The organism is Massilimicrobiota sp. An105, assembly GCF_002161155.1.
Classification (GTDB): domain Bacteria; phylum Bacillota_I; class Bacilli_A; order Erysipelotrichales; family Coprobacillaceae; genus Allocoprobacillus; species Allocoprobacillus merdigallinarum.
The window spans coordinates 19970-32063 of the sequence record NZ_NFLY01000033.1 but is presented as its reverse complement, the minus strand read 5'-3'; the positions used below and the strand labels follow the sequence as shown (position 1 = coordinate 32063).

21 protein-coding genes are annotated in these 12094 nt (G+C 30.7%); 14 read left to right on the top strand and 7 right to left on the bottom strand.

Features of this window, described 5'->3' with window-relative positions; genetic code table 11:
* Positions 1-212 precede the first annotated feature (212 nt).
* The 5 genes from B5E48_RS09650 to B5E48_RS09630 form a co-directional block, all read right to left on the bottom strand.
* Entirely contained in the window at positions 213-602 is a 390-nt protein-coding gene (locus B5E48_RS09650; RefSeq protein WP_087244162.1) for an arsenate reductase/protein-tyrosine-phosphatase family protein, read from the bottom strand.
* Between the two features lie 4 nt (positions 603-606).
* A complete protein-coding gene (locus B5E48_RS09645) occupies positions 607-948 on the bottom strand; it encodes a thioredoxin family protein (RefSeq protein WP_087304884.1) in 342 nt (113 codons plus the stop codon).
* A gap of 14 nt (positions 949-962) precedes the next feature.
* Positions 963-1223, bottom strand: a complete 261-nt coding sequence (locus tag B5E48_RS09640; protein WP_087304883.1) for an RDAC family protein — start codon at positions 1221-1223, stop codon at positions 963-965.
* Between the two features lie 11 nt (positions 1224-1234).
* Positions 1235-2239 carry a permease gene (locus B5E48_RS09635; protein ID WP_087297595.1) on the bottom strand — a complete coding sequence of 335 codons (1005 nt, stop codon included), beginning with the start codon at positions 2237-2239 and terminating at the stop codon, positions 1235-1237.
* An 84-nt stretch (positions 2240-2323) separates the two neighbouring features.
* The gene (locus B5E48_RS09630; protein WP_087304882.1) at positions 2324-2599 is read right to left on the bottom strand and encodes an ArsR/SmtB family transcription factor; all 276 of its coding nucleotides are present in this window, start codon (positions 2597-2599) and stop codon (positions 2324-2326) included.
* Between the two features lie 182 nt (positions 2600-2781).
* Here B5E48_RS09630 and B5E48_RS09625 point away from each other — a divergent pair, with 182 nt between their 5' ends.
* From B5E48_RS09625 to B5E48_RS09610, 5 genes are all read left to right on the top strand, one after another.
* Entirely contained in the window at positions 2782-3333 is a 552-nt protein-coding gene (locus tag B5E48_RS09625; protein ID WP_087244167.1) for a Sir2 family NAD-dependent protein deacetylase, read from the top strand.
* A gap of 24 nt (positions 3334-3357) precedes the next feature.
* Positions 3358-3606 (top strand): DUF3781 domain-containing protein, encoded by a 249-nt coding sequence (locus tag B5E48_RS09620; protein WP_087304881.1) that lies wholly within the window; start codon positions 3358-3360, stop codon positions 3604-3606.
* A 184-nt stretch (positions 3607-3790) separates the two neighbouring features.
* On the top strand, positions 3791-3901 hold the full coding sequence (locus B5E48_RS14110; protein WP_479684561.1) for a DUF7000 family protein: 111 nt from the start codon (positions 3791-3793) through the stop codon (positions 3899-3901).
* A complete protein-coding gene (locus B5E48_RS09615; RefSeq protein WP_087304880.1) occupies positions 3882-4136 on the top strand; it encodes a DUF7000 family protein in 255 nt (84 codons plus the stop codon). Before B5E48_RS14110 ends, B5E48_RS09615 begins: the two co-directional genes overlap by 20 nt.
* 101 nt (positions 4137-4237) lie before the next feature.
* Complete coding sequence (locus B5E48_RS09610; protein ID WP_087304879.1) at positions 4238-4681, top strand: GNAT family N-acetyltransferase; 444 nt, start codon at positions 4238-4240, stop codon at positions 4679-4681.
* A 156-nt stretch (positions 4682-4837) separates the two neighbouring features.
* Here B5E48_RS09610 and B5E48_RS09605 read toward each other — a convergent pair whose 3' ends face one another.
* Positions 4838-5209 carry a hypothetical protein gene (locus B5E48_RS09605; RefSeq protein WP_087304878.1) on the bottom strand — a complete coding sequence of 124 codons (372 nt, stop codon included), beginning with the start codon at positions 5207-5209 and terminating at the stop codon, positions 4838-4840.
* A gap of 107 nt (positions 5210-5316) precedes the next feature.
* On the opposite strand from B5E48_RS09605, the gene B5E48_RS09600 reads away from it, so the two are divergent.
* From B5E48_RS09600 to B5E48_RS09575, 6 genes are all read left to right on the top strand, one after another.
* The gene (locus B5E48_RS09600; protein ID WP_087244172.1) at positions 5317-5847 is read left to right on the top strand and encodes a DUF5662 family protein; all 531 of its coding nucleotides are present in this window, start codon (positions 5317-5319) and stop codon (positions 5845-5847) included.
* Between the two features lie 38 nt (positions 5848-5885).
* A complete protein-coding gene (locus B5E48_RS09595; RefSeq protein ID WP_087244173.1) occupies positions 5886-6896 on the top strand; it encodes a D-alanyl-D-alanine carboxypeptidase family protein in 1011 nt (336 codons plus the stop codon).
* A complete protein-coding gene (locus tag B5E48_RS09590; protein ID WP_087304877.1) occupies positions 6889-7458 on the top strand; it encodes a hypothetical protein in 570 nt (189 codons plus the stop codon). Before B5E48_RS09595 ends, B5E48_RS09590 begins: the two co-directional genes overlap by 8 nt.
* A complete protein-coding gene (locus tag B5E48_RS09585) occupies positions 7451-7960 on the top strand; it encodes a spore maturation protein B (RefSeq protein ID WP_087304876.1) in 510 nt (169 codons plus the stop codon). Before B5E48_RS09590 ends, B5E48_RS09585 begins: the two co-directional genes overlap by 8 nt.
* 42 nt (positions 7961-8002) lie before the next feature.
* On the top strand, positions 8003-8743 hold the full coding sequence (locus B5E48_RS09580) for a pseudouridine synthase (protein WP_087244176.1): 741 nt from the start codon (positions 8003-8005) through the stop codon (positions 8741-8743).
* A 108-nt stretch (positions 8744-8851) separates the two neighbouring features.
* Positions 8852-9067 carry a hypothetical protein gene (locus B5E48_RS09575; RefSeq protein ID WP_087244177.1) on the top strand — a complete coding sequence of 72 codons (216 nt, stop codon included), beginning with the start codon at positions 8852-8854 and terminating at the stop codon, positions 9065-9067.
* 13 nt (positions 9068-9080) lie between these two features.
* On the opposite strand, the gene B5E48_RS09570 is transcribed toward B5E48_RS09575, so the two are convergent.
* Positions 9081-9263 (bottom strand): ferredoxin, encoded by a 183-nt coding sequence (locus B5E48_RS09570; protein WP_087244178.1) that lies wholly within the window; start codon positions 9261-9263, stop codon positions 9081-9083.
* 107 nt (positions 9264-9370) lie between these two features.
* On the opposite strand from B5E48_RS09570, the gene B5E48_RS09565 reads away from it, so the two are divergent.
* Genes B5E48_RS09565 through der form a run of 3 tightly spaced genes read left to right on the top strand, consistent with a single transcriptional unit; the run spans position 9371 to position 12093 of the window.
* The gene (locus B5E48_RS09565) at positions 9371-10072 is read left to right on the top strand and encodes a hypothetical protein (protein WP_143747017.1); all 702 of its coding nucleotides are present in this window, start codon (positions 9371-9373) and stop codon (positions 10070-10072) included.
* A gap of 37 nt (positions 10073-10109) precedes the next feature.
* Positions 10110-10772 carry a (d)CMP kinase gene (gene cmk, locus B5E48_RS09555; protein ID WP_087244179.1) on the top strand — a complete coding sequence of 221 codons (663 nt, stop codon included), beginning with the start codon at positions 10110-10112 and terminating at the stop codon, positions 10770-10772.
* A 13-nt stretch (positions 10773-10785) separates the two neighbouring features.
* Positions 10786-12093: a ribosome biogenesis GTPase Der gene (gene der / locus B5E48_RS09550; RefSeq protein WP_087244180.1), complete on the top strand. Its 1308-nt coding sequence runs from the start codon at positions 10786-10788 to the stop codon at positions 12091-12093.
* Position 12094: the final 1 nt, after the last annotated feature.

The window sequence follows — 12094 nt, the reverse complement described above, 5'->3', positions numbered from 1 at the left end:
TCATCAAAAATCAAGGGGTATTTGTACGCTTTTTTAGCGTTTTCAAACACAAAAAGGATATGATTAGATACTAAATTGGCTAAACATATCCTTTTACCATTTTAAATTGACGACATTGGTTATATATGATCTCTTTTATTATAACATACACCTTTCAATAACTATAAGGTCAATATGATTTTATAAAAAAAGAGCTTATAAGCTCATTTTATTTAATAATTTAATTTTTTTATTTTCTTCTCTATTTCTTTGATGATTTTGATGAATTCATCATCACTTTTTCCAGTAGGGTCATCTAAATTCCAATTATCATCAAAACTTTTACCTACATATGGACAAGTAACGTTACATCCCATAGAAATAGCGATATCTACTTGAGGAATATCTTGGACTAATTTACTATATTGGTTCTGTTCCATATCAATTTGATACATGTCTTTTATAAGTCTGACAGCATCCTGATTAATTTGAGGTTTCAATTCTGTTCCACAAGAGTAAAAATCATATCTGTCACTCATAAACTTTTTTCCTAATGCTTCAGCAATTTGACTGCGACATGAATTATGAACACACACAAATGCAATTTTAAGTTTTCTTTCCATATATTTATTGACCTTTCATTTTTATTGATAAAATATGTTTGACTTCATCTACTGATAAAACTTTCCCAAAAGAAACAACTTCTCCATTCAATACTAATGCTGGTGTGGACATAACACCATAGGATGCAATTTGAGAAAAATCAGTGATATGTTCAATTGGTAAATTAAAATTGAATTCTGATAATGCTATTCTTACTGATTCCTCTAGTTTATCACATTTTTGACATCCTGAGCCTAAGATTTTTATTCCATCATCTTTTTTTAATTCTTCAGCTTTTTTAACACTTTCCTCATCAATCTGACTACAACAACATTCCTTTTTTTCTTTCTTTTTAAATAGATTCATAGACATTCTCCTTTTCATCTTTCATAATCAAACTTTGATTCCACATTAAGAATATGTTCATTCTCTTTGCTTTTTCTAACTCTCATCCATTTTTTATCCAGATACTCATTCATATATTCAATAATTTCATCAATAGGATATTCCTTACCATCTTGTCGAAGTTCTAAGCCATTGCATGTACATGCTCCAATAGCATGAATGGAATATTCTATTCCTTTTTCTTTTAATAACTGATTGATATCGACGATCATATTAAAATGAACAACATTTGCCATATGCCTTCCTCCTAATACAGTAAAAATGAAAATATGTTAAACAAATAACCAACAATCATAATTCCTAGAGTACAGATTGCAATAAACAATGCTAGAAGTTTGGGTTTTACAGCCTTTTTTAGCATAATCAGTGAAGGTAAACTTAATGTTGTCACTGCCATCATAAAGGCTAATACTGTTCCAAGTAAAGCACCTTTAGCCAGTAAAGCTTCGGCGACTGGAATAGTTCCAAAAATGTCAGCATACATTGGAATTCCTACAATTGTTGCTAAAATAACTCCAAAAGGATTATTTCCACCGAGTATGCCTTCTATCCATGCTTCTGGAATCCAGTTATGAATAATGGCTCCAATTCCTACACCTATCAAAATATATGGAAAAACTTTTTTAAAGGTTTCTATAACCTGCTCCTTGGCATACTGAAGACGTTCTGTTTTACTTAGATCTGGTGAGCTAATATCTACATGACTAGATTTCATAATGAATGCTTCAACATATTTTTCCATATGCATTTTTTCAATAACTATTCCGCCAATAACAGCAATAATAAGCCCAACTATAACATAGGCGACTGCAATTTTGATTCCAAAGATACTCATCAATAAAACAAGACTTCCTAAATCAACCATAGGTGAAGAAATCAAAAATGAGAAAGTGACTCCTAATGGCAAGCCAGCACTTGTAAATCCAATAAATAGCGGTATAGATGAACATGAACAAAAAGGCGTTACTGTACCTAATAAAGCAGAAATGATATTTGCTTTTATACCATGAAATCGACCTAGAATTTTCTTGCTTCTTTCTGGTGGAAAATAACTTTGAATATACGAAATCATAAAGATCAATACACATAACAATACTGTGATCTTTATAACATCATAAATAAAAAACTGAATACTGGCTCCAATATTGGAATTGATATCTATACCAACAGAAGTTAGCAATAAAGCAATCAATTCATTGAGCCAGTTCATTCCTAAAATTTGATTTTGAAAGAATAACCAAATTTCTTTCATAGTTCCTCCTTATATCGATATATTTCGATTTATATATTTGAATTTTTGCCACCCTAATGGTGGCTTTATAAAATGAAAAATCATTTACATGCAATAATTTTTTAAATACTGGATAACTTTTTCAATCCCATCACCTGATAAAGAATAATGTGACCACTTGCCATCCTTTCTTACATTCACAACCCTTGCATCTGTTAATATTTTCATATGGTGTGATAAAGTAGATTGACTTACATCAAGAATTTCTAAAAGTTTACATGCACAATGTTCTCCATCTTTTAAAATATTAAGAATTTTTAAACGATTAGGATCACAAAATGCTTTGAAAACTTTTGCTTCCTGTTCATAATCTTTATCCATATCATCACCTCATATCTATATTCTTCGATATGATATTAACATACATATCGATGATTGTCAATGTGATAAAAATAGAGAAGAAATGGCAAAATGTTGATTTTATATTTGATAAATGATTTATCAAATATTTTTATATAAAAACAAATGGAAATAGTATACAATATTTAAAGGAGATGATTTCTATGAAAATAATTGCATTTACAGGAGCAGGAATATCAAAACAATCCAATATTCCAACATTTATGGAAAGACCTGATATTAGAGAAAAATTATTTAGAGATTATGCAAATACGCATCATGAAGAATATAATGAAGTCATTAGACAACTGAAAGCCAATATGAATGGAGCGAAACCTAATGATGCCCATTATGCCTTAGCTCAGTATCATATTCCAGTCATTACCATGAATATTGATGGTTTACATAAACTTGCGGGCAGTGATGCTTTAGAAATGCATGGTGGTTTACCTGATGATGATGAAATGTCTATTGCCTGGTCATTATATAATAAACCTGTATTATATGGAGATCCTGCACCAAATTACCAAAAAGCTTATGAAATGGTATATGATTTAACACCAGATGATATCTTTTTGGTGATTGGGTGTTCTTATCATACAGCGATTGCGGTTGATTTAAGAGAAGTTGCGAAAAGTCGAGGGGCAAGAATTATTGAAATCCAGGAAGATGCTGCTCATAATGTCAGAAAAGTATTAGAAAAACTTATGAAATAAGTAGGTATTGATGGAGAAAAAGTGATGGAAGAGAAAAAAGTATTGCTTGATCATATTGATAAGATTCATACGACAGAATTAGGAATAGAAAGAATAAAAAGAAACTTAAAACTTGATACACAAGATGTTGTGGCGTACTGTCGAAATAAGATTTTAGACAAAAATTGTCATATTTATAAACGTGGTAAAAATTGGTATTGTGAGGTTGATCAAATCAAGATCACTATCAATTCATTGAGTTATACAATTATAACAGCACATAAAATGACATAAATAGTTATCAAATAAAAAATATGAAAGAATGGAGAATCTTTTAATGAAAAAGGATATTCAAAAATGTTTGGAAATATATAAAGAACAGTTAAATCAAGGATATATACAAACTGCTTATTTGACTTTGATTCAATATGTTGAATAATTAAAATCAAAATTTCCTAAAGATTATAATACAGGAAATATCTCATTTGGATATTTAGATTATACTTATTTTGCTTTTTTTAATCAGTATTTAAGAGATCAAAAACTAAGGTTTGGAATTGTATTAAATCATGAAAAACTTCAATTTTGAATTATGGTTAATGGGACAAAATGCAGATATTCAAAGAAAATACTGGAAAATATTAAAGAAAACAAAATGGAATCATAATCAAAAAATAATGCCTAAATATTCCATTGTGGAAATTGTTTTAGAAACAAACATAGATTTTGAAAATCAGGAAAGCATGACGCATCATATTATTGATCGTTCAGTTTCTTTAGCATCACAAATACAAGAATATTTAAAACAAATCCATAATGAATAATATATAGTCAAATCATTGTTTTATTCATGAATGGTGTGGATTCAAAAATATTTTCATATAAGTTTAAAAGAATGAGCATCAAAATACAGAGGTGTGTTGATATGAAAATTAAAGAAATTAAGAAAAATAAAAAACAATTTCTTTCATTGTTGCTTTTGGCTGATGAACAGGAAGATATGATAGATCAGTATCTTGAACGTGAAACAATGTATGTATTAGATGATGATGGTATTCAATGTGAATGTGTTGTGACTGATGAAGGTCATGAAATTCTTGAAATCAAAAATATAGCAACTCAGCCAGAAGCACAGGGAAAAGGATATGGGCGTATTTTGATAGAATTTATTGTTGAAAAATATAAAGAAAAATATTCTGTTTTACAGGTTGGTACAGGAGACAGTCCTTTGACAATTCCTTTTTATGAAAAATGTGGTTTTATCCGTTCACATAGTATTCAAAATTTTTTTATAGACCATTATGACCATCCTATATATGAGCAGGGTATTCAATTGATAGATATGATCTATTTACAAAGAAAGCTATAAATAGATAAGATACAAAGGGTATGTAGAATATGTCGAAATGACATTATGAAAATTAATAAAGATTTGTGATAAATGATAAAAGTTGATCATAAGTTCAATTCTAAAAATAGAATAATGATGGTTTATAGTAAACTGTATAATAAAAAAATCAAGTCATTATAACTTGATTTTTTCGTATTGCAATAATTGTTCATGTGCTTTTGTGTAATGCTTTAATTGTATAACAATTTGTTTACGTGTTTGTGTCGTAATATATTCAGCACTCACTATCGCAAATATTAATGCTACAACCATAAAGATAGGTGTAGAATATAAGAAAAATGCACTATGTGTTAATAAATATAAAACAATCAAACATGCAACAATAGATAATGTTTTGATTAAAATACGAATGCTTAAAAAGCGAGCATACATATCATTTCTAATATTCTGATATGTATCTTGTAATAATGTAATAATTTCAGAGCATTTTTCAAGTGTTAATTCATAATCATTAATATTTGTACGAACATCAACTTTAATTGACATCTCTCAAACCTCCTCTTACACATCGACTACATTATAACACCGTTTGAAAAAAAATAAAGAGATTTACTTCAAATATAAAACATTGTATACTAAATATGGGTGATTCGATGAAAGCTTTAGGCCATTTCAAAACAATAACAAAACATAAATGGAAAGTCATGAAACTATGCTTTCGTATTGGTTTATATAAACAGGGTCTACTACATGATATGTCAAAATATTCATGGTGTGAATTTTCTACAGGAATCAAGTATTATCAAGGTGATAAGTCGCCAAATTCTGTAGAACGTCGTGACAAAGGTTATTCTTTAGCCTGGTTACATCACAAGGGAAGAAATAAACATCATTGGGAATTTTGGGTCGATTTTACACGTAATGGTCTGCAGCCTGCCAAAATGCCGACACGCTATGTTTTAGAAATGTTTTGTGATCGTATAGCAGCCAGTCAGACTTATCAAGGTGATAAATATCAAGATACATTTCCACTCGCTTATTATGAAAGGGGAAAATATTCTTATATTATGCACCCTGATACACGTGCTTTTTTAGAACATCTTTTACATTATCTTCATGATCATGGCTTAGATCAAACCATTGTATATATTCGTACACATCCAGAATGGAAGAAAAAATCATAACATGTATTCTTTTTCATATAGTATTTATAGGTGATACTATGAAAAAAATCATGTTTTTTTTGTGCTTTTTATTATGTATAGTCAATGTACATGCCGTTGATTTTCAAGGTCAATCATATATTGTGATGGAAAGTACTCAACACAATGTATTAGAAGGAAAAAATATTCATGAAGTCCAGAGTGTTGCTTCCATATCTAAGATTATGACAGCGATTGTTGCGATTGAAAATGGACAACTGGATGATGAATATGAGATTGGTGAAGAAGTTAATGAAGCATGGGGAAGTGGCATCTATATACATATAGGTGACCGCATTAATTTAAGAGATTTATTGCATGGTTTATTATTGAGAAGTGGAAATGATGCAGCTAATGTGATTGCAAAAAATGTTGGTGGAAGTATTGAACACTTTGTTGAAATGATGAATCAAAAAGCTCAGGAACTTCATATGACAGATACACATTTTTCTAATCCAACTGGTTTGGATGAAGAAGATGATGGAAATCAGTCCAGTGTTTATGATATGGCTTTGCTTATGTCTTATTGTAGTCAAAATCCTATTTTCAATGATATCGTCATGAAAGAAACTTATAAACGTGAAGATGGTGGGGGAACATGGCATAACAAAAATAGATTGCTAGAAGAATATGAGTATTGTGTTGGAGGAAAAACAGGATATACCAAAAAAGCAAAACGTACCTTAGTCACACGTGCAATTAAAGATGATGTTTCTTTAGTTATTGTGACGTTTAATTGTGGAAATGATTTTGAATTTCATCAAAAAAAGTATGAAGAATGTTTTCAAAAATATCAAAATGTACTGGTTTTATCTAAAGGAATCTATCAGTATCACGGTCATTCATTTCTCATTGATCAGGATCTTTATTATTGTGGACAGGAAAGTCAAAATGTATCGCTGCAATCACAGGGTGATATATTAAAAGTTTATGTAAATGAAAATCCCATTTATGAAGTCAATCAGCAAAATGCTTTACAAATGATTTTTCAATATGCATGGATGTTGTTTGGAGAATGCATGAATGGCTAGAATCTGGAAATGGAGCGTTGTTGTCTTTTTGTTGATTGGTTTATGTCGTCATCAGGAAGAAGCCATGATGACAGCTTTAATGGATACACCATTTATGGTATGGGATTTACTTTTAAATGTGTTACTGGCCGCTTGTTTGTGGGGTGGTTTTTTAAACATTATTCAAAAAACAGGATTCATGAATTATTTTTCAATTATTTTTAAACCATTGTTTCGTGTCATTTATGGACCAGTCATGAAACATGATGATGTTTATACTTATCTCTCTTCTAATGTGATTGCAAATCTTTTAGGTTTAGGAACACTTGCGACTTTGAGTGGTATTAAAGCTTTTCAAAAACTTCAGGAATACAATCCTCATCCACAACGTCCAAGTCGTGAAATGCTGACTTTAGTGATTATCAATACAGCAGGATTATGTTTATTTCCATCAACATTATTTATGATCAGAAAACAAATGGGCTCACAGAATATTTATGCTTTTTACCCATATATGTTAGTTATTGGTATTACAATTATTATCATTGGATTGATTATACAAAGGGTGATTGATCATGAATAAGATTGTTTTTATTTTATTATTCTGTGTCTTTATTGATGGTTTAATCAAACATTATCCTTTATTTGATTTGTTTATTGAAGGTGTCAAAGACGCTTTGACATTATTTCAGACACTTTTTACAACATTAATGGCATTTATGGTTTTTGTACAATTACTTCAAAGTAGTGGAACTATTGAACTTTTGAGTCATCTTTTTCAGCCAGTGTTACAATTCTTACAGATTCCTATTGATATACTTGTACTCGGTTTGTTAAGACCTGTCAGTGCCAATGCTTCATTATCGTATCTCTATTCGTTTTATGAAATGTTTGGTGTTGATCATCCTTTAAGTTTACTAGCAACACTTATTCAAAGTGGCAGTGATACAACATTTTATGTTGTGACACTTTATTTTTCTTCTATTCATATGAAGAAAACCCGTTATGCTTTACCTGTAGGTTTAACGATGGATTTTTTGTCTGTCATATTTGCGATTATGATTTATTTAAAAATGTTTGTATAATTTGATAAACTATGTATAATGATAGGGAAAGGACGTGATACTGTGGAAAGACTACAAAAAGCAATTGCAGCGAGTGGATATACTTCAAGAAGAAAAGCTGAAGATCTTATTCGTCAAGGGAGAGTCGAAGTCAATGGTGAAGTCGTAAGTGAGTTGGGCTTTAAAGTCAAAAAAGGAGATTTGATCATGATTGACGGAAAGGCTCTTCAAAGTGAAAATAAAGTTTATTATGTATTTTATAAACCTAAGGGATGTATTTGTTCATTAAGTGATGAACTGGGAAGAAAAACGGTTATTGATTATTTGCCTGATGTGAAGGAACGTATTTATCCAGTGGGAAGATTGGATTATGATACATCTGGTTTATTGTTGATGACGAATGATGGAGAGTTTGCAAATTTAATGATGCATCCTTCATCACATTTAGAAAAGGTTTATGAAGTAAGTGTTAAAGGTTTGGTTAATGGTTTGACTGTTCGTCAATTAGAAAAAGGTATTTATCTTGAAGGAGTTAAGACTTTACCTTGCCGCATTAAGATTGTTGGTAAAGATGAAGAACATGGAACAACCATGTTAATGATTAAATTGATTGAAGGAAAGAATCGACAGGTTAAGAAAATGTTTGAAGCTGTTGATCATCCAGTTAAAAGATTACATCGTTTACGTGTGGGAACAGTTGATTTAAAAGGATTAAGACCAGGACAATATCGTATGTTAAAACCTCAAGAAGTGAAAGAATTAAAGACGATGGCATTATCTAAGAAAAATGCTAGAAATCGTTAAATAAAGGGATATCTTGCAAGAGATATCTTTTTTTGTCGTTATTTGTATGATGAAGTTTATTGAAGACTGATATGAAGTGATTATAATAGAAAGCAAGGAGGATGAAATATGCGTAGTGTTGTTTTAGAACCGGGAAAAACAAATGTTTGTGGTATCTGTGGGGCTAAAGAGCCTTTTATTGAATATAAAGAATTAGAAGGTATTCATTTTATATGGTGTAATAAATGTCATACAATTAGCTTTTTTAAACCACCACAAAATGAAATGAAAAAACATTTAATTGAAAACGAAATGAATTCTTATCCATTAAAAAAAGAGCCTTAAGCTCTTTTTTATCTTATTCATTAACAATTGCATCAACTGGGCAAGATGCTGCAGCTTCTTTTGCAGCTTCTTCTAATTCAGCAGGAACTTCACCTAGAATGTTTTCTGCTAAACCGTCAGCGTTTAAATCAAAAACTTCTGGACATACTGCTGTGCAAGAACCACAACCAATACAATTTTCATTAACTTTATACATTTTTATTACCTCCTATTCATACGCCTATTATATACTAAATAGAATTATTTTGAAAGTTTATTTTATAATTTTTTATAGTTATGTTATAATGAGGGCGGTGATGCGAAATGGAGAAACAAACAAGAATTAATAAATATAAAGAATTAAGAGATGAAATGAAAGAAGAGGTAGCAATTGATCGTCAGATGACATATGAACAAGATGATGAAGAAGATGATTTTTTAGCTTTTTTACCTCAAAATCAAAAGAAAGATATTCAGGATACATTGATGGAACCTTTATCATATGAAACATTAAAACCTGATAATGAAGAAATTAAATCTGCTTTAAATGAAGCAAAAGTGAATGTTGGTAAAGAACAATATAATACACGTTTAGATATTTTAAATAAAATTAAACAATCTGAGGAATATCAGCCTCAACATGCACAAACGTCTCAAACACAGGAAATAAAGGCTGAACCACAAAAGAAAATGTCTTTATTAGAAAAATTAGCTGCAATGTCGCCAGAAGAAGATGCTGAGGAGTTAAAGAAATATGAAGAAGGTTTGACTGTTGCGGATTTTATGAAGGAAGATAAGAAAAAAACAAAACGTGAAAAAGTTGAAAAAACAAAACCAGAAAAAGTAGAAAAAACTAAACATAAAGAAGAAGTGAAAGTTAAAAAACAAAGAGAACACATTGTAGAAGAAGATACAGAAGAAGAAAAAGATAGTAAATTAGTGACAATTTTAAATTATGTGATTATTGTTTTTATTGTGATCTTTATTGTTTTAGCATTCTTTATTGCTAAACAGTTGTTTTTTTAAAGAATTCAGTTGGTTTTGAAAAGTGAGGTTATAGAATATGACGAAAAGAATTTCAATTGCTATTGATGGTCCAGCTGCTGCTGGAAAGTCAACAATTGCCAAAATGGTAGCTAAGAATTTAAATTATACATATATAGATACTGGAGCTATGTATCGTTGTGTCGCTTATTATGCCTGGTTAAATCATATTGATTTCCATGATGAACAGGGTGTATCAGCACTTTTAAAGGATATAGATATTCAAATGTTTCCAGATGGAACGATTCAATTGAATCATGAAGATGTCACATCATCTATTCGTGAAAATGAAGTGTCAATGGGAGCAAGTATTGTTTCTCAATATGAAGCAGTCAGAACTTTTCTCGTTGATAAGCAGCGACAAATGGCTCAAGGTGGCGGTGTGATTTTAGATGGTAGAGATATTGGAACGGTTGTTTTAAAAGATGCTGAGTTAAAGATTTATCAGGTTGCCAGCATTGAATGTCGAGCATTACGTCGTCATAAAGAGAACTTGCAAAGAGGTCTTGAATCCAATTTAGAAGACATTCAAAAAGAGATTGCTTTAAGAGATGAACAAGATATGAACCGTCTTATTTCTCCTTTAAAAAAAGCTGATGATGCCATTGAAATTGATACATCAGATATGACATTGGAAGAAGTTGTTGCAAAAGTGATGCAACTTGTAGAACAGAGAGTATAGGGAGTGAATAATCATGAGAAAAGGAATTGTAGCAATTGTAGGACGAGCGAATGTTGGGAAATCAACAATTTTTAATCGTATTGTTGGTCAACGCATTTCCATTGTTGAAGATACTCCAGGTGTTACACGTGATCGTATCTATGCGGATGCATCATGGCTGACACGTGATTTTAAAATCATTGATACAGGTGGAATTGAATTAGAAAATGCTTCTTTTACTGAACAAATCAAAATGCAGGCTGAAATTGCTATAGAAGAAGCAGATATTATTTTATTTGTTGTCAATGGTCGTGAAGGCGTTACAAAAGAAGATCTTTTCGTTGCTCGTTTACTACAAAAATCAAGAAAACCAATTGTATTAGCTGTTAATAAGATAGATGATCAGAAATTTAAAGATAATATTTATGATTTTTATAGTTTAGGTATTGGTGATCCAATTGCAGTATCAGGAAGTCATGGTATTGGTATTGGAGATGTTTTAGATGAAATTATTCATCAATTGCCTGCTGTGGATGAAAAAAAAGAAGATGATGTGATTCGTTTTTCAGTGATTGGAAGACCAAATGTTGGAAAATCTTCATTAACGAATGCCATTTTAGGTGAAGAACGTGTCATTGTATCAGATATTGAAGGAACAACACGTGATGCTATTGATACACCTTTTGAAAAAGATGGACAGAAGTATTGTGTTGTTGATACAGCAGGAATGCGTAAAAAAGGAAAAATTTATGAAAATGTTGAAAAGTATTCTGTTTTACGTGCTTTATCAGCTGTAGAAAAAAGTGATGTTGTCTTAATGGTTATTGATGGGAATCAAGGAATTATAGAACAAGATAAACATGTAGCTGGTTATGCGCATGAAGCAGGGAAAGCTGTTATTTTAGTAGTCAATAAATGGGATCTGATTGAAAAAGATTCTAAGACAATGAAAAAAATGGAAAGTCAGATTCGTGAACAATTCAAATATTTGGATTATGCACCTATTATTTTTGTATCGGCTAAAGATAAAAAACGTGTTCATTTGTTGTTACCGATGATTCAGGAGGTTTATGCCAATAGTCAAAAACGTGTGGCGACAAGTGTCTTAAATGATGTCTTGATTGATGCGCAAACAATGAATCCAACCACAACATTTAATGGGGGACGTTTAAAGATTTATTATGCCAATCAAGTGAGTGTCTGTCCACCAACATTTGTTTTGTTTACAAATGATCCACAATACTTACATTTTAGCTATAAGCGATATTTAGAAAATCGTTTACGTGATGCATTTGGTTTTGAAGGAACACCAATCCACATTCTTTGTAGAAAGAGGGACTAAG

Bases quoted from the DNA above. Each gene is read 5' to 3' on its own strand.
- B5E48_RS09650 (WP_087244162.1), bottom strand. From the start codon at position 602: ATGGAAAGAAAACTTAAAATTGCATTTGTGTGTGTTCATAATTCATGT.
- B5E48_RS09645 (WP_087304884.1), bottom strand. From the start codon at position 948: ATGAATCTATTTAAAAAGAAAGAAAAAAAGGAATGTTGTTGTAGTCAG.
- B5E48_RS09640 (WP_087304883.1), bottom strand. From the start codon at position 1,223: ATGGCAAATGTTGTTCATTTTAATATGATCGTCGATATCAATCAGTTA.
- B5E48_RS09635 (WP_087297595.1), bottom strand. From the start codon at position 2,239: ATGAAAGAAATTTGGTTATTCTTTCAAAATCAAATTTTAGGAATGAAC.
- B5E48_RS09630 (WP_087304882.1), bottom strand. From the start codon at position 2,599: ATGGATAAAGATTATGAACAGGAAGCAAAAGTTTTCAAAGCATTTTGT.
- B5E48_RS09625 (WP_087244167.1), top strand. From the start codon at position 2,782: ATGAAAATAATTGCATTTACAGGAGCAGGAATATCAAAACAATCCAAT.
- B5E48_RS09620 (WP_087304881.1), top strand. From the start codon at position 3,358: ATGGAAGAGAAAAAAGTATTGCTTGATCATATTGATAAGATTCATACG.
- B5E48_RS09615 (WP_087304880.1), top strand. From the start codon at position 3,882: ATGAAAAACTTCAATTTTGAATTATGGTTAATGGGACAAAATGCAGAT.
- B5E48_RS09610 (WP_087304879.1), top strand. From the start codon at position 4,238: ATGAAAATTAAAGAAATTAAGAAAAATAAAAAACAATTTCTTTCATTG.
- B5E48_RS09605 (WP_087304878.1), bottom strand. From the start codon at position 5,209: ATGTCAATTAAAGTTGATGTTCGTACAAATATTAATGATTATGAATTA.
- B5E48_RS09600 (WP_087244172.1), top strand. From the start codon at position 5,317: ATGAAAGCTTTAGGCCATTTCAAAACAATAACAAAACATAAATGGAAA.
- B5E48_RS09595 (WP_087244173.1), top strand. From the start codon at position 5,886: ATGAAAAAAATCATGTTTTTTTTGTGCTTTTTATTATGTATAGTCAAT.
- B5E48_RS09590 (WP_087304877.1), top strand. From the start codon at position 6,889: ATGGCTAGAATCTGGAAATGGAGCGTTGTTGTCTTTTTGTTGATTGGT.
- B5E48_RS09585 (WP_087304876.1), top strand. From the start codon at position 7,451: ATGAATAAGATTGTTTTTATTTTATTATTCTGTGTCTTTATTGATGGT.
- B5E48_RS09575 (WP_087244177.1), top strand. From the start codon at position 8,852: ATGCGTAGTGTTGTTTTAGAACCGGGAAAAACAAATGTTTGTGGTATC.
- B5E48_RS09570 (WP_087244178.1), bottom strand. From the start codon at position 9,263: ATGTATAAAGTTAATGAAAATTGTATTGGTTGTGGTTCTTGCACAGCA.
- B5E48_RS09565 (WP_143747017.1), top strand. From the start codon at position 9,371: ATGGAGAAACAAACAAGAATTAATAAATATAAAGAATTAAGAGATGAA.
- cmk (WP_087244179.1), top strand. From the start codon at position 10,110: ATGACGAAAAGAATTTCAATTGCTATTGATGGTCCAGCTGCTGCTGGA.
- der (WP_087244180.1), top strand. From the start codon at position 10,786: ATGAGAAAAGGAATTGTAGCAATTGTAGGACGAGCGAATGTTGGGAAA.